Origin of the sequence: Kitasatospora sp. NPDC088264 (genome assembly GCF_040685715.1) — a bacterium.
In the GTDB taxonomy this organism is placed as follows: Bacteria; Actinomycetota; Actinomycetes; order Streptomycetales; family Streptomycetaceae; genus Kitasatospora.
The window spans coordinates 57450-74501 of the sequence record NZ_JBFBIR010000040.1; the positions used below are offsets into that span (position 1 = coordinate 57450).

At 71.9% G+C, this 17052-nt stretch carries 14 protein-coding genes and 2 tRNA genes; 4 read left to right on the forward strand and 12 right to left on the reverse strand.

The features are described 5' to 3' along the window. Positions 1–27 precede the first annotated feature (27 nt). The 5 genes from clpX to AB0O82_RS26455 form a co-directional block, all read right to left on the reverse strand. Complete coding sequence (clpX, locus tag AB0O82_RS26435; RefSeq protein WP_063347569.1) at positions 28–1317, reverse strand: ATP-dependent Clp protease ATP-binding subunit ClpX; 1290 nt, start codon at positions 1315–1317, stop codon at positions 28–30. A gap of 249 nt (positions 1318–1566) precedes the next feature. After that, positions 1567–2229 carry an ATP-dependent Clp protease proteolytic subunit gene (locus tag AB0O82_RS26440; protein ID WP_350886164.1) on the reverse strand — a complete coding sequence of 221 codons (663 nt, stop codon included), beginning with the start codon at positions 2227–2229 and terminating at the stop codon, positions 1567–1569. 56 nt (positions 2230–2285) lie between these two features. After that, positions 2286–2891, reverse strand: coding sequence for an ATP-dependent Clp protease proteolytic subunit (locus AB0O82_RS26445; RefSeq protein ID WP_280677242.1), 606 nt, complete (start codon positions 2889–2891; stop codon positions 2286–2288). A gap of 277 nt (positions 2892–3168) precedes the next feature. Next, positions 3169–4563: a trigger factor gene (tig, locus tag AB0O82_RS26450; RefSeq protein ID WP_350886166.1), complete on the reverse strand. Its 1395-nt coding sequence runs from the start codon at positions 4561–4563 to the stop codon at positions 3169–3171. Between the two features lie 294 nt (positions 4564–4857). Continuing rightward, positions 4858–4931 (reverse strand) — tRNA-Pro (locus AB0O82_RS26455). Positions 4932–5088: 157 nt separating this feature from the next. Between AB0O82_RS26455 and AB0O82_RS26460 the strand changes: the two genes are divergently transcribed. Further along, positions 5089–5159: transfer RNA gene (locus AB0O82_RS26460), tRNA-Gly, on the forward strand. A gap of 101 nt (positions 5160–5260) precedes the next feature. Here AB0O82_RS26460 and AB0O82_RS26465 read toward each other — a convergent pair. Then, positions 5261–5833, reverse strand: a complete 573-nt coding sequence (locus tag AB0O82_RS26465) for a hypothetical protein (protein WP_363586432.1) — start codon at positions 5831–5833, stop codon at positions 5261–5263. Between the two features lie 210 nt (positions 5834–6043). Between AB0O82_RS26465 and AB0O82_RS26470 the strand changes: the two genes are divergently transcribed. After that, on the forward strand, positions 6044–6835 hold the full coding sequence (locus AB0O82_RS26470) for a DUF6348 family protein (protein ID WP_363586433.1): 792 nt from the start codon (positions 6044–6046) through the stop codon (positions 6833–6835). A gap of 34 nt (positions 6836–6869) precedes the next feature. Here the strand turns inward: AB0O82_RS26470 and AB0O82_RS26475 are convergent, their stop codons facing one another. From AB0O82_RS26475 to AB0O82_RS26490, 4 genes are all read right to left on the reverse strand, one after another. After that, complete coding sequence (locus tag AB0O82_RS26475; RefSeq protein ID WP_063347574.1) at positions 6870–7067, reverse strand: hypothetical protein; 198 nt, start codon at positions 7065–7067, stop codon at positions 6870–6872. 501 nt (positions 7068–7568) lie between these two features. After that, a complete protein-coding gene (locus tag AB0O82_RS26480) occupies positions 7569–8708 on the reverse strand; it encodes a PP2C family protein-serine/threonine phosphatase (RefSeq protein WP_350886172.1) in 1140 nt (379 codons plus the stop codon). A gap of 384 nt (positions 8709–9092) precedes the next feature. Continuing rightward, positions 9093–9578, reverse strand: a complete 486-nt coding sequence (locus tag AB0O82_RS26485; RefSeq protein ID WP_063347575.1) for a ribose-5-phosphate isomerase — start codon at positions 9576–9578, stop codon at positions 9093–9095. A 44-nt stretch (positions 9579–9622) separates the two neighbouring features. Next, positions 9623–10222, reverse strand: a complete 600-nt coding sequence (locus AB0O82_RS26490; RefSeq protein WP_363586434.1) for a biotin transporter BioY — start codon at positions 10220–10222, stop codon at positions 9623–9625. A gap of 382 nt (positions 10223–10604) precedes the next feature. Between AB0O82_RS26490 and AB0O82_RS26495 the strand changes: the two genes are divergently transcribed. After that, a complete protein-coding gene (locus AB0O82_RS26495) occupies positions 10605–11915 on the forward strand; it encodes an amino acid permease (RefSeq protein WP_363586439.1) in 1311 nt (436 codons plus the stop codon). A gap of 64 nt (positions 11916–11979) precedes the next feature. Here AB0O82_RS26495 and AB0O82_RS26500 read toward each other — a convergent pair whose 3' ends face one another. Beyond that, complete coding sequence (locus AB0O82_RS26500; protein ID WP_350886228.1) at positions 11980–12546, reverse strand: disulfide bond formation protein DsbA; 567 nt, start codon at positions 12544–12546, stop codon at positions 11980–11982. 291 nt (positions 12547–12837) lie between these two features. Here AB0O82_RS26500 and pepN point away from each other — a divergent pair, with 291 nt between their 5' ends. Further along, the gene (gene pepN, locus AB0O82_RS26505; protein WP_363586435.1) at positions 12838–15402 is read left to right on the forward strand and encodes an aminopeptidase N; all 2565 of its coding nucleotides are present in this window, start codon (positions 12838–12840) and stop codon (positions 15400–15402) included. Positions 15403–15458: 56 nt separating this feature from the next. On the opposite strand, the gene AB0O82_RS26510 is transcribed toward pepN, so the two are convergent. Further along, positions 15459–16784 carry a glycoside hydrolase family 18 protein gene (locus tag AB0O82_RS26510; RefSeq protein WP_363586436.1) on the reverse strand — a complete coding sequence of 442 codons (1326 nt, stop codon included), beginning with the start codon at positions 16782–16784 and terminating at the stop codon, positions 15459–15461. Positions 16785–17052 lie beyond the last annotated feature (268 nt).

Consider the following 17052-nt stretch of genomic DNA (forward strand, 5'->3'; position numbering starts at 1 on the left):
GGCCCTTTCGGATACGGCGGGCGCGGGTCAGGCGCTCTTCTCGCGCCGCTCGCGCTTGATCATGTCGCGCGGGACGAGGGTGGGGATGGCGTGCTTGGAGACCACGTCCCCGGTGACCACCACGCGGGCGACGTCCTGACGCGAGGGCACCTCGTACATCACGGACATCAGCACCTCCTCCATGATGGCCCGCAGGCCGCGCGCGCCGGTGCCGCGCAGGATCGCCTGGTCGGCGATCGCCTCCAGCGCGTCCCGGGAGAACTCCAGCTCCACGCCGTCCAGTTCGAAGAGCTTGCGGTACTGCTTGACCAGCGCGTTCTTCGGCTCGGTGAGGATCTGCAGGAGCGCCTCGCGGTCCAGGTTGTGCACGCTGGTGATCACCGGCAGCCGGCCGATGAACTCGGGGATCATGCCGAACTTCACCAGGTCCTCGGGCATCACCTGGCGGAAGTGGTCGCTGGCGTCCGACTCCCGCTTGGAGCGGATGTTGGCGCCGAAGCCGATGCCCTTGGCGCCGGCCCGGCCCTCGATGATCCGCTCCAGGCCGGCGAACGCGCCGCCGACGATGAACAGCACGTTGGTGGTGTCGATCTGGATGAACTCCTGGTGCGGGTGCTTGCGCCCGCCCTGCGGCGGCACCGAGGCGGTGGTGCCCTCCAGGATCTTCAGCAGCGCCTGCTGCACGCCCTCGCCGGAGACGTCCCGGGTGATCGACGGGTTCTCGCTCTTGCGCGCGACCTTGTCGATCTCGTCGATGTAGATGATCCCGGTCTCGGCCTTCTTGACGTCGTAGTCGGCCGCCTGGATCAGCTTGAGCAGGATGTTCTCGACGTCCTCGCCGACGTACCCGGCCTCGGTCAGCGCGGTGGCGTCCGCGATCGCGAACGGCACGTTGAGCATCCGGGCCAGGGTCTGCGCCAGCAGCGTCTTGCCGGAGCCGGTGGGGCCCAGCAGCAGGATGTTGGACTTGGCCAGCTCGATGGCGTCCTCGCGGCCGTTGCCGCCGCTGCGGCCCGCCTCGCCGGCCTGGACGCGCTTGTAGTGGTTGTAGACCGCCACCGACAGCGCCTTCTTGGCGAGGTCCTGGCCGACCACGTACTGGTCCAGGAACTCGTAGATCTCCCGCGGCTTCGGCAGCTCCTCGAAGCGCACCTCGGAGGTCTCGGCGAGTTCCTCCTCGATGATCTCGTTGCACAGGTCGATGCACTCGTCGCAGATGTACACGCCTGGGCCGGCGATCAGCTTCTTCACCTGCTTCTGCGACTTGCCGCAGAACGAGCACTTGAGCAGGTCGCCACCGTCTCCGATGCGTGCCACGAGGTGCTTCCCCTTCGCCAGGGGCCCCGCAGGGGTTCCGGGGCCTGGTGCTGTGGACCGTCAACGCCGACGGCGATCGGTCTCGCTATCCGACGGTACTCTGCCGGGCCCCTGATTCCGTCCTCTTCGCCGGGTCTGCCCTACGCCCTGGGCGAATTGATACCGAACAGATGCCGTTGCGGAGGCCGCCGACGAACCGGAGCGGGGCGCGCACGCAGGATGCGCGCCCCGCCTCGGAGGGTGCCGGCCTCAGGAGGTCAGCGAGGTCTTGCGGGTGGAGATGATCTGGTCGACGAGGCCGTACTCCAGGGCCTCCTCGGCGGTGAGGATCTTGTCGCGCTCGATGTCCTCGCGCACCTGCTCCACCGGCTTGTTGGAGTGCTTGGAGAGCATCTGCTCCAGCTGCTCGCGCATCCGGAAGATCTCCTTGGCCTGGATCTCCAGGTCGGACACCTGGCCGCGGCCCGTCTCGGTGTACGGCTGGTGGATCAGGATGCGGGCGTTCGGCAGCGCCATCCGCTTGCCGGGGGTGCCGGCCGCGAGCAGCACGGCCGCGGCGGAGGCCGCCTGGCCCATGCAGACCGTGGTGATGTCCGGCTTCACGTACTGCATGGTGTCGTAGATGGCCGTCAGGGCCGTGAACGAGCCGCCGGGCGAGTTGATGTACATCTGGATCTCGCGGTCCGGGTCCATCGACTCCAGGCACAGCAGCTGCGCCATGATGTCGTTCGCCGAGACGTCGTCGACCTGCGAGCCGAGGAAGATGATGCGCTCCTCGAACAGCTTGGCGTACGGGTCGTACTCGCGGATGCCCTGCGTGGTGCGCTCGACGAAGCGCGGGACGATGTAGCGACCCTCGGCGCGCATGTCCTCGACGCGGGCCTGGGCGGCCGACAGGCTGGGGATGTTCATGGGGGTTCTTGTCCTCCGGGGCGTTGTGGCTGTGGTCTCGTGGGCCGGGCCGAGGCTCAGGCGCCCGTGCCGCCGCCGCCGGGGACGTCCGCGGCGCTGTGCATGATCGCGTCGATCAGGCCGTACTCCAGGGCCTCCTCCGGCGTGAACCAACGGTCGCGGTCGGAGTCCCTGGTGATCTGCTCGAAGGACTGGCCGCTGTGGAAGGCGATCAGCTCGGACATCCGCTTCTTGGTGCGCAGCAGCTGCTCGGCCTGGATGCGGATGTCGGTGGCGGAGCCGCCGAGGCCGGCGGAGGGCTGGTGCATCAGGATGTTGGCGTTCGGCAGCGAGAAGCGCTTGCCCTTGGCGCCGGCGGTCAGCAGGAACTGGCCCATCGAGGCCGCCATGCCCATCGCGATGGTGACGACGTCGTTCTTGATGTACTGCATGGTGTCGTAGATCGCCATGCCCGCCGAGATCGAACCGCCCGGGGAGTTGATGTAAAGGAAGATGTCCTTTTCCGGGTCCGCGGCCAGCAGCAGCAGCTGGGCGGTGATCTTGTTGGCGATGTCGTCGTCGACCTGCTGGCCGAGGAAGATGATCCGCTCGTTGAGCAGCCGGTTGTACACCTGGTCTCCCAGGCCGCCGAGCACGTCACCAGAGGCGGCGTGCGGCGCCATCGGGCCGGGCATCTGCATCTGCGGGAACGTCACTTAGCCACCTGCTCAGTCGATTTGGACGGTCGCTCCACGGCCGTCACGGTGTCGCACAGCTTCCGGGTATCACGGTGTGATTGGTGCTGTCCAAGGACCCTAACGCGCAGGCCGGGCCGCAGAATCCCTCACGCAGAACTGTTCGCTGTGAGCGCAGGGTCGGGCCCGCCCCGGGGGACGACGACGGGCCCGGACACCGTACGGCGTCCGGGCCCGTCGCAGACCTCAGGGGCTACCGGGGCACTCAGGCCTCGGTCTTCTCCTCGGCGGCGGTCTCCTCGGCGGCCGGGGCCTCGACGGTCTCGGCCGTCTCGTCCTCGTCGTCGAAGTTGACCTCGTTGCCCTCGGTGTCGACGACCTTGGCGGCCTCGACCACGGTGGCCAGCGCCTTGCCGCGGGCGACCTCGCCGACCAGCAGCGGCACCTGGCCACCCTGGACGACCTGCTGCGCGAACTGGTCCGGGGTGAGACCCGAGCCGGCGGCGCGGCGGATGAGGTGCTCGGTCAGCTCCTCCTGGTTAACACCCAGCTCTTCGTCGGCGACGATCTGGTCCAGGACGAACTGGGTCTTGATGCCCTTCTTCGCCTGCTCCTCGATCTCGGCGTCCCACTCCTCGCGGGTCTTGCCCTGGGTCTCCAGGTAGCTGTCGATGTCGAGGCCCATCGGCTGGAGCTGGTGGTGCTCCAGGTTGTGCTTGCGGGTCTCGACCTCGTCCTTGAGGAGCTTCTCCGGGAACTCGATCTCGACCAGGCCGAGCAGGGCGTCCAGCACCTTCTCCTGGGCCTGGGTGGCCTGGTCGTACTCCTTCATGCGCTCCAGGCGCTTGCGGGAGTCGTCGCGCAGGGCCTCCAGGGTGTCGAACTCGCTGGCCAGCTGGGCGAACTCGTCGTCCAGCTCGGGCAGCTCCTTCTCCTGGACGGCGGTGACGGTGACGGTGACCTCGGAGGTCTGGCCCGCCTGGGTGCCACCCTTGAGCTCGGTGGAGAAGGTGGCGGTGCCACCGGCCTCCAGGCCGGTCACGGCGTCGTCGATGCCGTCGATCAGGCGGCCCGAGCCGATCTCGTAGCTGACGCCGTTGGCGGTGCCGTCCTCCGGCACCTCGCCGTCGACCTTGGCGATCAGGTCCACGACCACGATGTCGCCGGCGGCCGCGGCGCGCTCGACGTCCTTGACCGAGGAGAAGCGCTCGCGCAGCTGCTCCAGGGACTTCTCGATGTCCTCGTCGGAGACGACGATCGGGTCGACGGTCACCTCGATGGAGGCGAAGTCCGGAAGGGTGATCTCCGGACGGATGTCCACCTCTGCGGTGAACTTCAGGTCACCGCCATCGGCGATCTTCTCGACACCCTCGATGTTGGTGATGTCGGGCTGGCCGAGGACCTCGATCTTGCCCTCGTCGACGGCCTGCGTGTAGAAGCGCGGCAGGGCGTCGTTGACGGCCTCCTCCAGCACGGCACCGCGGCCGAAACGCTGGTCGATGACGCGAGCCGGGATCTTGCCCTTGCGGAAGCCCGGAACCGTGACCTGCTGGTTGATCTTCTTGTACGCCGCGTCGAGGCTGGGCTTGAGCTCCTCGAAGGGCACCTCGACGGTGAGTCGAACCCGGGTCGGGTTCAGAGTCTCGACGGCGCTCTTCACGGTTAGGTCTCCTATGGGCTTGCGGTCAGGTTGCCTCCGCCGTTCCCGGCCGCCGGCCGAGGCCGTACGAGTGGGTCGGGCGCGACGGGCGATGAAGGGTTGGAGCTGCATCTCCCGTGGGGGGTGGACGGTGAGAGTGACTCCTCGCCCTCGTGCGGTTGACCTGGGTTGAGACCGCAGGGACTACCGCCAGCGCCCCATCCTACCGGTACCACGAAAGGCGGACGCCAGGCGCCACCATCGGGCCCGAACAGAACAGGGCCCCGCCACGGTGGACGAGACCCTGCCGCACTGTCGGGGTGACCGGATTCGAACCGACGGCCTTCCGCTCCCAAAGCGGACGCGCTACCAAACTGCGCCACACCCCGTGGTGCCGAGAGGAAGCGTACACGTCGGGCCCTGGCGGCTCGCCGACATATTCGGGGGCGGTCCGAGGGAGCGCGCGCAGAATCCGGTGTGCGCGGAAGCGCCCGGACCGGGTACGCTGTCCCCCGAACTTCCGGCCGGCAACGACCGGGGGATCACGCGGGCGTAGCTCAATGGTAGAGCCCTAGTCTTCCAAACTAGTCACGCGAGTTCGATTCTCGTCGCCCGCTCATCGGCCCGGCCCCGGTGCGTCTCCACGCACCGGGGCCGTTGGCGTTTCCGGGCGGCCCCGCGAGCCCGGCGTCCGGGGGCGGAGGCCGGGAGGGCCGGTTCAGAGTCCGAGCCGGGCGGCCCGGGCGGCGGCCCGGTCGAGCAGCCGGTGGACGTCGGCCTCCCGGGTGGCGGGGCGGTCGTTGTACTCGTCCGGGGAGCGCGCCGGGCGGCCGGTCGCGTGCAGCACCTCCATCAGCTGGACCCGGGCGGTGCGCACGGTGGCCGGGGTGCCGTAGCCGTGCGCGAGGACGGCGGCCTGGGCGCCGAGCAGGCAGACCCGTCCGCGCGCGTCCCACATCGCGCCCTGCAGCCAGCCGTGGGCGCCGATGTAGCGGGAGGCGAGTCGCAGGTGGTCGGCGGCGCTGACCGGCACCGGGCGGGCCGGGCGGCACAGCGCCCGGTCGAGCAGGGTGGCCCGGGGCGCCGGGTGGCCGGCGCACCACGGCCGCACGGTGGTGCCGTGGGGGCAGACGTACGGCACCGGGTGGCGCGCGGGGGCGGGCAGCGAGGCGAGGTAGGCCTCGATCTCGGCGGCCAGGCCGGAGCCGTCCGGGCCCGTCAGAAGGGGCGGAAGGGGTGCCGGAGGGGCCGTCGGGAGCGACGACGGCCTCGTCGGGGCGGTGCGGGTCATGCGGGCTCTCCAGGCGGGCGGCAGGGCCCCGGCCGGCGGCCACAGGGCGGTTCCGCTTCCCAAAGTGGTGCATTCCAGACATTTCCGCGACCGGAGAACCGGGGAGGCCGGACGGTTTCCCGCCTGGCTGCCGGGCCGATAGCCTCGGCGGCGTTCGAGCGCAGTTCGAGCGGGAGCTCACCCGCCGCGCTCCGAGGTGGAGGAGTCCCGGTGCGTCCCCAGGAGCGGCTGGCCGTCATACAGCGCTGTGTCGTCCGGGAGATGGCACGCCTCGGGCAGGAGTTCACCGCCGACGGCGAGGTGGTGCGCGGCCCGGGGACGACGGCGGTGGCGGTGCGCGAGCACCCCGGGGACGACGGCGCCGGCCACGTCGACCTCGGCTACGTGCTGCACCTGGGCCGGGCGGACGCCCCGGTGGTGTGGGACTGCGCGGCCGGCCTCGGCAAGACCGAGGAGGAGAAGCTCGCCAACGCGGTGAAGATGTGGGCGACCACCACCGCCTCGGTGCTGGTCGAGCTGACGGACCGGCGCGGCGTGCACGCCGACCACGCGGACCACGCCGAACTCCAGGGCTGGCACGCCGTCCAGGGGCCGGCGGCGGTGTTCGGCTTCGGCAACGAGCACCTGGCGGGCTGGCTCGCCGAGCACCGGGTGCTGCCGGCGCTCGCGCCCGCGCTGCGGCCGCAGCTGGCCGGGCCGGGGCCGGTCGGGGTGAAGCTCTTCCTGGGCGGGAAGGCGGGCGACGACGTCGCCGAGGTCCGGGTCGACGGCGAGGTGTCGGAGGCCGCGTCGGCGGCGCTGCGCGCGATGGACTGGCCGCGGGGCGAACGGCTGTGCTGGGCGCGGCTGTTCGTGCTGTTGACGGCCGATTCGGCGGTGCCGGGGCAGGCCGCCGCGGCGGGTGCCGCGGCACCCGCGCCGATGCGCGCCCCCGCCCAGGCGGCGGCCCGCCCCCGGGGACTGTTCGCCCGCTGGCGGGAGGCCAGACGGGCCGGCCGGTGATCCCCTCGCGGGGGTCGCGGACGGCCCGGCCGGGTCAGCCGCCGGTGATGCCCGAGATGCTGTGGGCGAGGTTCGCCAGCAGGGAGTTGATCGAGCCCGCGACCGTGGTCTCGTGCAGCATGAAGCCGAACAGGGCGGCGATGATGCCGTGCGCGATCTTCAGCTGCTTGTTGCGGATGAAGATGATGCACAGGATTGCGAACAGGACCAGCGCGGAGACGGAGAGTGCCACCCGGACTCACTTCCTCGTTTCATAGCGTGGTGCCGCCGCCCGGCGGCACCTGCGAAGCCGGACCCCGGCCTGTCCGACGGTCCCGAGGCGGAATCGCGGATCGACCGGCACACCACCGGCGAGGGAGCCCGGCGCGGTCGAACGTTGTCTGCCGTGCCGCACGTGACGCCCCCCATCCCCCGAATCCTGAACAGTCCCGCCCGGACTCAGTGTGGTCGACCGTGCCGATTGCGTAAAGGTCTGACAGTCAGCCCAACGCCGATATCCTGCGATGCGAGACGAGTTTCCGCCGACCGGGACGATAGCGGAGCCGTTCTGACGAATCGTCGGCGGGGCGGCGCTGAGCGGCCGGAAGGCGGCCGGGGGCGGGTAGCGGAAGCCGCAGGTCCGGTCAGCCGAAGGGGCGGCCGATTTGGCCGAAGATCGGCTGCCCGGCTTGACAGCACGTGCCCGCGGCATGTGCCGGTCCGTCCGGTGACGGACGGCCGGGCCGAGGGGGCGTCAGTCGCGCCAGAGCAGCAGGACCGCGCGGTCGTCGTTGATGTCCCGGGCCACCGTCTCGATCAGCGCGGCCGCCGCGCCGGCCCCCGCGCCCGGACCGCTGCCGGGCACCAGCCGGTCCGCCTCCCCCATCAGCCGGTCCATCCCCTCGGAGAGGTCCCGGCCCGGCTCCTCGACCATGCCGTCGGTGCACAGCATCAGCACGTCGCCGCGGTTCAGCCGACCGCGCACGCCGTCGAACTTCGCGCCGTCGTAGATCCCGAGCAGCGGGCCCTCGGCCTCCTTGACCTCCCAGCGCCCGGCGCCCGCCAGCCGCTGCATCCCCGGCAGGTGCCCGGCCGACAGCAGCTCGTACTCGCCGGTGTCCAGGTCCAGCACCAGGTGGACGGCGGTCGCGAAGCCCTCCTCCCAGGACTGGCGCAGCAGGTAGCCGTTGGCGGCGGGCAGGAAGTCGTGCGCGGGCAGCGAGCCCACCAGGCCGCCGAAGGCGCCGGAGAGCAGCAGCGCGCGGGAGCCGGCGTCCATGCCCTTGCCGGAGACGTCCGCGAGGACCACCTCCAGCAGCCGCTGGCCCGGGCCGGTGCGGGCGGCGACCACGAAGTCCCCGGAGAAGGACTGCCCGCCGGCCGGGCGCAGCGCCATGTCGGCGTGCCAGCCGTCCGGCAGCTCCGGCACCCGGCTCTGCACCCGCAACCGCTCGCGCAGGTCGAACAGCATGGTCGAGCCGCCCCACCAGGGCACGCCGACCCGGGCCCGGAACTGGGCCAGCAGCAGGCCGCCCACCCCGGCGGCGCCGACCACCAGGGCCGCGCCCGGGGTGACGCCGTAGATGTAGGCCTCGGGGTTCTCGCTGGCCACCCGCTGGCCGGTGTGGATCACCGACTCGGCGGACAGGCCGAGCGCCGCCAGCGCGTACAGCACCACCAGGCTGCCGGGGCGCAGCAGCAGCGCGCCGGCCAGGATCGGCAGGACCAGCGCGGTGGGCGGGGCCCAGGCGGGGATCCAGATGTTGAGCAGGATCAGCAGCGGGACGAGCAGGGCGAGCGCGCAGAGCACCGGCCAGTCGGCGGCGCCGCCGCGGAAGTAGTCCACACCGGCCGTGCGCAGCCTTCGGCGGACCCGGCGGAGCCTCCTGCGCAACCGGGCCGTCACGGGTCCGGACGCCGTGGCGGCGCCGGGCCTCGTCGCAGTCGTCTGGGGCGGTGCGCCCGGCGGTCTGCCAGCCATGGGGCCCGACCCTATCCACGGGCACCGTCCGGCGTCGACGGGCCGGACGCGAGCGGGTGTGCCGTGGCGCGGGTCCGTCAGCCGGTTTCGGCCGATCGCCGCGACGGCGGGCGCGGCGTCAGGAGGCGTGCGCCGGTTGGGCGTACGAACCACGCGGGCGGCGCACGCGCCCCGCGCGTACCGGCGTCGGCGCGCCCGGCCCTGTGGCCGATGACACAGCCATACGGGCCCGGGAACGGCGGCGGCCGGCCGCGTGGAGCGCGCGGCCGGCCGACGGAGGGTGGACGGGGGGAGGGATCAGCCCTGCGGGTGGTGGGCCGGGATCGGCGGGAGCTCGCCGGTGGTCTCGTACTCGCTCAGCATCTCGATCCGGCGGGTGTGCCGCGGCTCGCCGCTGTAGGGGGTGTTGAGGAAGACCTCGACGAACTTGGTGGCCTCCTCCAGCGTGTGCATGCGGCCGCCGACGGAGACCACGTTGGCGTTGTTGTGCTCGCGGCCGAGCCCGGCGGTCTGCTCGCTCCAGGCCAGCGCCGCCCGCACGCCCTTGACCTTGTTGGCGGCGATCGCCTCACCGTTGCCCGAGCCGCCGATGACGACGCCCAGCGCCTCCGGGTCGGCGGCGGTGCGCTCGGCGGCGCGCAGGCAGAACGGCGGGTAGTCGTCCTCGGCGTCGTAGATGTGCGGCCCGCAGTCGACCGGCTCGTGGCCGGCCTCCTTGAGCCACTCCACGAGGTGGTTCTTCAGTTCGTATCCGGCATGGTCTGAGCCCAGGTACACGCGCATGCCATGAGTGTGGCATGCGCGTGCGCCCGGGCCCGGCAGGGGGCTCACCGCTTCGCGGCGAGCTTCCAGACCAGCGGCAGGGCCCCGGCGGCGAGGACGGCCTTCAGCGCGTCGCCGACCAGGTACGGGTAGAGGCCGAGCTCGGCAGCCCGGGCGAGCGGGACGTGCAGCGACAGGGCCAGGTACGGGACGCCGACCGCGTAGATGGCGAGGCTGCCGAGGACCATGGTGACGGCGGTGTTCACCGGGGTCCGGTCGGCGCCGCGGCGGGCCAGCTCGCCGGTCAGGCCGGCCGCCAGGACGAAGCCGAGCACGTAGCCGAGCGAGGGCATCGTCCAGCCGGAGGTGCCCTCGGCGAACCAGGGCATCCCGGCCAGGCCGGCCAGCAGGTAGAGGGCGAGTGAGGCGACGCCGCGGCGGGCGCCGAGCGCGGTGCCGACCAGCAGGGCGGCGAAGGTCTGGCCGGTGACGGGCACCGGCGAGCCGGGGATGTTCACCGACAGCTGGGCGGCCACGCCGGTCAGGGCGGCGCCGCCGGCCACCAGGGCCAGGTCGCGGGCCTGGGCGCCGAGGCGGGTGGTGGCGGCGGGCAGCAGGTCGGCGAGGACGGCGCGGCGCGGTATCGGGGTGGTGGCAGTGGCCATCGGGGGTCTCCTGTGGGGTGCTCAGGTGAGTGAACACCTGTGAACCTACGTGGTGATCCACTACGCCACCGCCACGGTTTCGGACAAAGCCCCGCCCTCGACCGTTGTCGGAACCGGCCCATTCCGGCCCGCGCCGACGCCGTGTCACCGGTCGGACCCGTTCCGTCACCGCGTGGTCCGCATGGTGGGCCCGGGGTCCCCGTTCTTGGCATGAACAGAGGTATCACCGGATATTGGACAGCTCATGCCGCATTCCGCACAGTCTGGATCCAGCCCTATGGCCCCCACCTCCGCGCCCAAGGCGTCCGGGACCACCGACGCCGACGGTGCCCCGGCCACCGGCCAGCAGCTCGCGCACGGCCTCAAGCAGCGCCACCTGTCGATGATCGCGCTGGGCGGGGTGATCGGCGCGGGCCTGTTCGTCGGCTCCGGCGCCGGCATCGCCGCCGCCGGTCCGGCGATCATCCTGGCGTTCACCCTCTCCGGCCTGCTGGTCATGCTGATCATGCGGATGCTCGGCGAGATGTCGGCCGCCCGCCCCGCCTCCGGGTCGTTCTCGGTGCACGCCGAGAAGGAGATCGGCCCCTGGGCCGGGATCACGGCCGGCTGGATGTACTGGGTGATGCTGTGCTGCGGCGTCGCCGCCGAGGCCACCGCCGCCGGGAAGATCGTCAACGGCTGGGTGCCGGGCGTCTCCTCCTGGGTCTGGGTCGGCCTGTTCATGGTCTTCTTCTGCGCCAGCAACCTGACCGCGGTGAAGAACTTCGGCGAGTTCGAGTTCTGGTTCGCCGCCATCAAGGTCGCCGCGATCGTCGCCTTCCTGGTCCTCGGCGGGCTCGGCATCGCCGGGGTGATCGGCCCCGGCGCCCCCGGCGCGACCAACCTGACCGGCCAGGGCGGCTTCCTGCCCACCGGGGTCAGCGGGCTGATCGTCGGCCTGCTCGCCTCGGTCTTCGCCTACGGCGGGCTGGAGACCGTCACCATCGCCGCCGCCGAGTCCGACGACCCCCGCAAGAACGTCGCCAACGCGGTGCGCACGGCGGTGTGGCGGATCGCGATCTTCTACATCGGCTCGATGGCCCTGGTCGTCACCCTGGTCTCCTGGAAGGACCCGGCGGTGGTCACCGACGGCCCGTACGTCACCGTGCTGCGGCACCTCGGGGTGACCGGCGCCGGGACGATCATGGAGGTGGTGGTGCTGATCGCGCTGCTCTCCGCGATGAACGCCAACATCTACGGCGCCTCCCGGATGGCGTACTCGCTGGTCGGCCGCGGCCAGGGCCCCCGGGCGCTGGCCAAGGTCTCCGGCGGGGTGCCGCGCCGGGCCGTGCTGGCCTCCTGCCTGTTCGGCTTCGGCGCCGTGCTGGCCGCCAAGTTCTGGCCGGAGACCGTCTTCACCTGGCTGATGAACACCACCGGCGTGGCCATCCTGGTCGTCTGGCTGTTCATCTGCCTGGTCCAGCTGCGGATGCGCCGCCGACTGGAGCGCGAGGCGCCCGAACTGCTCACCGTGAAGATGTGGGGCTACCCGTACCTGACCTGGATCGCGATGGCCGCCGTCACCGGCATCCTCGCCCTGATGACCACCACCGAGGGCAACCGGCAGCAGCTGTACGCGGCCGGGGTACTGGTCGCGCTGCTGAGCGCCGCCGGCCTGGTCAAGCAGCGGCGGGACGCGGCCGCCGCCCGCTGACCCCGGCACGCGCGAAGGGCCCGGTACCGCCTGCTGCGGTACCGGGCCCTTCGCGCGCCCCGCGCTACTCGAAGGACGGGCCCGCCGTACGGGTCCGCTTGATCTCGTAGAAGCCCGGGGTGGAGGCCACCAGCAGGGTGCCGTCCCAGAGCCGGGCCGCGGCCTCGCCCTTCGGGGCCGGGGTGACCACCGGGCCGAAGAAGGCGACCCGCTCGCCGTCCACGCCCTCCACCGCGATCACCGGGGTGCCGACGTCCTCGCCGACCAGGGTGATGCCCTCCTTGTGCGAGGCGCGCAGGGCCTCGTCGTACGCGTCCGTGTCGGCCGCGTCCGCCAGCCCCACGGGAAGCCCGGCGGCCACCAGCGCCGCCTCGACCGTCTCCCGGTTCTGCGGCAGGCCCTGGTTGTGGAAGCGCAGGCCCAGCTCGGTGTAGAGCCGGCCCAGCACCTCGTCGCCGTGCTCCCGGGCGGCCGCGATGCACACCCGCACCGCGCCCCAGGCGTTGTCCAGCAGCTCGCGGTAGTTCTCCGGGAGGTCGCGGTCCTCGTTCAGCACCGACAGGCTCATCACGTGCCAGTTCACGTCCACCGGACGCAACTGCTGCACCTCGATCAGCCAGCGGGACGTCATCCACGCCCACGGGCAGGCCGGGTCGAACCAGAAGTCGGCGGTCTTGCGCTCAGCGGCAGTCGTCACGGCTGTCGTCCTTCGTGAGGTGATGACGAGGCAGGCAGGCGTGCCACCCCCACGCGCCAACACCCGCCCGCCGCCGCTGATTCCGGCCCCGCCGGGACGGCCTGTGCAATGGTACCGGCGAGGGAGGGCGTGAAAGGATGCCCCTGCGGGGCGCGGCACACCGCGCGCCGAGACCGCACCACCCACAGACGCACCACCGTGCGAGCCGGACAAAGGAGTACCGCCGTGCCGGGCAAGAACCTGAGCCGCGACGAAGCGCAGCAGCGGGCCAGCATCCTGGCCGTGGAGGGCTACCAGGTCCGGCTGGACGTGACCTCCGCCCCCGATCCGGAGGCCGCCACCTTCCGCTCCACCACCACCGTCACGTTCCGCTGCTCCCGGCCCGGCGCCGACACCTTCCTCGACCTGCTCGCCCCCGCCGTCCACGCCGTCACCCTCAACGGCCGCGCGATCGACCCGGCCACCGCCTACGACGGCGCCCGGGTGCACGTCGACGGCCTCGCCGCCGAGAACGTCCTCACCGTCGAGGCGGACTGCGCCTACAGCCGCACCGGCGAGGGCCTGCACCGCTTCACCGACCCGGTGGACGGCGAGACGTACCTCTACACCCACTACGAGCCGGCCGACGCCCGCCGGGTCTTCGCGACCTTCGAACAGCCCGACCTGAAGGCCCCGTTCGGCTTCACCGTCACCGCCCCCGCCGCCTGGGACGTCTGGTCCAACGCCGTCCACGACAAGGTCACCGAGGAAGGCGCCGCCCGCACCTGGGAGTTCGCGCCGACCCAGCCGATCTCCAGCTACCTCACCGCCGTCGTGGCCGGCCCCTACCACGTCGCCCGCGACCACTACAGCCGCGAACTCGCCGACGGCACCACCCTGGAGATCCCGCTCTCCGCGATGTGCCGCAAGTCCCTCGCCCAGTACTTCGACGCGGACGAGATCCTCGGCGTCACCAAGCTCGGACTCGACTTCTTCCACGAGGAGTTCGACTACCCGTACCCCTTCGGCAAGTACGACCAGGCGTTCGTCCCCGAGTACAACATCGGCGCCATGGAGAACCCCGGCTGCGTCACCTTCCGCGAGGAGTTCGTCTTCCGCTCGAAGGTCACCGACGCCGCCTACGAGGGCCGCGCCAACGTCATCCTGCACGAGATGGCGCACATGTGGTTCGGCGACCTGGTCACCATGCGCTGGTGGGACGACCTGTGGCTGAAGGAGTCCTTCGCCGACTTCATGGGCTCCTACGGCCTGATCGGCGCCCGCACCCGGTACTCCTCCGCCTGGGTCACCTTCGCCAACCAGCGCAAGGCCTGGGCCTACCGGCAGGACCAGCTCCCCACCACCCACCCGATCACCGCCGACATCCGCGACCTCGAGGACGCCAAGCTCAACTTCGACGGCATCACCTACGCCAAGGGCGCCGCCGTCCTCAAGCAGCTGGTCGCGTACGTCGGCTCCGAGGCCTTCTTCGAGGGCGCCCGCCGCTACTTCAAGCGCCACGCCTTCGGCAACACCGAACTCGGCGACCTGCTGGGCGTCCTGGAGGAGACCAGCGGCCGCGACCTCAAGGCCTGGGCCGCCGCCTGGCTGCAGACCGCCGGGGTCGACTCGCTCACCCCGCAGGTGACCACCGACGCCGAGGGCCGGATCACCGAACTCGCCGTCCTCCAGGACGGGGCGGTGCTGCGCCCGCACCGGATCGCGATCGGCCTCTACGACCGGGACGCCGACGGCTCCCTGGTGCGCACCGAGCGGTTCGAGCTCGACGTCACCGGCAACCGCACCGTCGTCGCCGAGGCCGCCGGCCGCCCCCGCCCCGCGCTGGTGCTGCTCAACGACGACGACCTCACCTACTGCAAGATCCGCTTCGACTCCGAGTCCCTGGAGACCCTGCGCACCGGCCTCGGCGACATCCACGACGAGCTGGCCCGGGCACTCGCCTGGTCCGCCGTCTGGAACCTCACCCGGGACGGCCTGATGCCGGCCCGCGACTACGTCGCCCTGGTGCTGCGCTTCGCCGGCCAGGAGGGCAACATCGGCGTGCTGCAGTCGCTGCACGCCCAGGCCAAGACCGCCGTCGACCTGTACGCCGACCCGGCCTGGCGCGGCGAGGGCGGCCGGCAGCTGGCCGACGGCGCCCTGCGCGAACTGCGCGAGGCCGTCCCCGGCAGCGACCACCAGCTGGCCTGGGCCCGCTTCCTCGCCCAGACCGCGGGCGGCGCCGAGCACCTCGGCCTGGTCCGCGGCCTGCTGGCCGGCAGCGCCCGGATCGACGGCCTGGAGGTCGACCAGGAGCTGCGATGGTCGCTGTGGCTGGCACTGGCCGCCGCCGGCCAGGCCGGCGACGAGGAACTGGCCGGAGAGCTGGCCGCCGACAACACCGCCAGCGGCAAGCGCCAGTACACCCAGTGCCTGGCCGCCCGGCCCACCGCGGAGGCCAAGGCCGCCGCCTGGTCGGCCGTGGTCGACTCCGACGAACTGCCGAACGCCCTGGTCGAGGCCGAGATCGCGGGCTTCGCGCTGCCCGCCCACCGCGACCTGACCGCGCTCTACGCGGCGCCCTACTTCAAGCTGCTGGAACGGGTCTGGGCCGAGCGGACCATCGAGATCGCGATGCGGATCGTCAGCGGGTTCTTCCCGCGCGCGCAGACCAGCGAGCAGACCCTGGCCGAGGCCGACGCCTGGTTGGACGGCCACCCGCAGGCCGCGCCGGCGCTGCGCCGCCTGGTCCTGGAGTGCCGCGACGACCTGGCCCGCGCGCTGCGGGCGCAGGCCTGCGACCGGGCCTGACCCAGGCGTGAAGGGGCCCGCCGTGCGGACACGGCGGGCCCCTTCACGTCGGGGCGTCAGTCGCGGCGCAGGCCGCGGTCCAGGGCGGCGATCGCGCTGCCCTGGGCGTCGTCGCCGTCCAGCGACCAGACCATCACGCCGCCCAGGTCGTTCCAGCGCGCGTACCGCGCCTTCTGGGTGAGCACCTCGGCGGTGTCGTAGCTGTAGAAGGTGGTGCCGTCGTACTTCCAGGACGCGCCGTGGTCGCGGTCCACGTACACCTTGCCGGGCAGCGCGTTGACCTCCCGGTAGGAGAGGTCGGGGGCGGCGGCGGTGGCGCTCTGGTAGAGGCCGCCGCGCTTGCCGGGCGCGACGCCCGTCCAGCCGTGGCCGTACAGCGGGGCACCGAGCACGATCTGCTCGGCGGGCAGGCCGCGCTCCTGGTAGTGGTCGACGGCCGTGTCGGCGCTGCGCCGGCGGGCGTCGGGGTCGGCCGGGTCGGAGTAGAGGTTGGCCTGGTGGTTGGCCGGGCCCTTGCCCTCCCAGGGGCCGTGCAGGTCGTAGGTCATCAGGTTGAGCCAGTCCACCGACTCGCTCAGCTCGGGCAGTTCGAGCCGGTCGGCGACGGTCTCGTTGGCGGCGACGGCGGCGGTCAGCAGGTAGTGCCTGCCCTTGTCGCCCTTCTTTCCGCCCTTCTTGCCGAAGTCGTCGAGCTGGCGCCGGAACTCCTGCATCAGCAGGGTGAAGTTGCGCCCGTCCTCGGGGCGGACCACGTTGCCCGCGTCCCCGCCGCCGCCCGGGTACTCCCAGTCGATGTCGATGCCGTCGAAGACGCCCGCGGCCGCGCCGGCGCCGCCCTCCGGGGAGCCGGGCAGGACCGGCACGTCGCCCTTGAGGTAGAGGTCGATGCAGGAGGAGACGAACTTCTTGCGCGCGGCGTCGGTGGCGGCCGCGTCGGAGAAGTACTTGGACCAGCTCCAGCCGCCGAGCGAGATGACCGTGCGCAGCTGCGGGTTCTTCGCCTTGAGCTTGCGCAGCTGGTTGAAGTGGCCCTTCAGCTTCTGGCCCGGGGCGTCGGCCACGCCGTCGACCGAGTCGGCGGCGGAGAAGGCGCGCTGGTAGTCGTTGTGGGCGTCGCCCTGGCCGGCGTCGTTGCTCTCGAAGCAGGTGCCGTCGGCGGAGACGTTGCCGAAGGCGTAGTTGACGACGGTGAGCTTCCCGGCCTGGCCGGAGTCCTGGACGCGCTTGGCGGAGCTGTCGGCGCCCCACTGGGTGAAGTAGCCGACCCGCTGGCCCTTCAGCTTCGGGCCGTGCCCGCCGTCGGCGGCGTTGGCGGTGGCGGGGACGGCGAGCAGCGCGGCGACGGTGGCGGCGGCGAGCAGGGCTGAGGCGCGAGTGGGCATACCGGACCTGTTCTCTGAATGAGCGTCAATTGGTCTGGACCAGATGGGATAGAGGTTTAGTCCATCGCGGCACACCGCACAAGGGGCAGGACTCAGGAGAGGCAGCATGCAAAAGAGGCCGGACCGCGCGATGCGGTCCGGCCTCTCAGCCACCGGGGCGCTCAGCCCCCGGAACTAGGCCGTGTCCTGCCGATCACTTGAGTCGTTGATACGACTATGGGGAGTAGGGGTGATCTGACTGACGGCCAGTGGGAGCGGCTTCGGCCGC

Excerpts from the sequence above, each read along its gene's own strand:
- AB0O82_RS26440 (WP_350886164.1), bottom strand. The coding sequence starts at position 2,229 with ATGAACATCCCCAGCCTGTCGGCCGCCCAGGCCCGCGTCGAGGACATG.
- AB0O82_RS26445 (WP_280677242.1), bottom strand. The coding sequence starts at position 2,891 with ATGGCGCCGCACGCCGCCTCTGGTGACGTGCTCGGCGGCCTGGGAGAC.
- AB0O82_RS26465 (WP_363586432.1), bottom strand. The coding sequence starts at position 5,833 with ATGACCCGCACCGCCCCGACGAGGCCGTCGTCGCTCCCGACGGCCCCT.
- AB0O82_RS26485 (WP_063347575.1), bottom strand. The coding sequence starts at position 9,578 with ATGCGCGTGTACCTGGGCTCAGACCATGCCGGATACGAACTGAAGAAC.
- AB0O82_RS26490 (WP_363586434.1), bottom strand. The coding sequence starts at position 10,222 with ATGGCCACTGCCACCACCCCGATACCGCGCCGCGCCGTCCTCGCCGAC.
- AB0O82_RS26495 (WP_363586439.1), top strand. The coding sequence starts at position 10,605 with ATGATCGCGCTGGGCGGGGTGATCGGCGCGGGCCTGTTCGTCGGCTCC.
- AB0O82_RS26500 (WP_350886228.1), bottom strand. The coding sequence starts at position 12,546 with ATGACGTCCCGCTGGCTGATCGAGGTGCAGCAGTTGCGTCCGGTGGAC.
- AB0O82_RS26510 (WP_363586436.1), bottom strand. The coding sequence starts at position 16,784 with ATGCCCACTCGCGCCTCAGCCCTGCTCGCCGCCGCCACCGTCGCCGCG.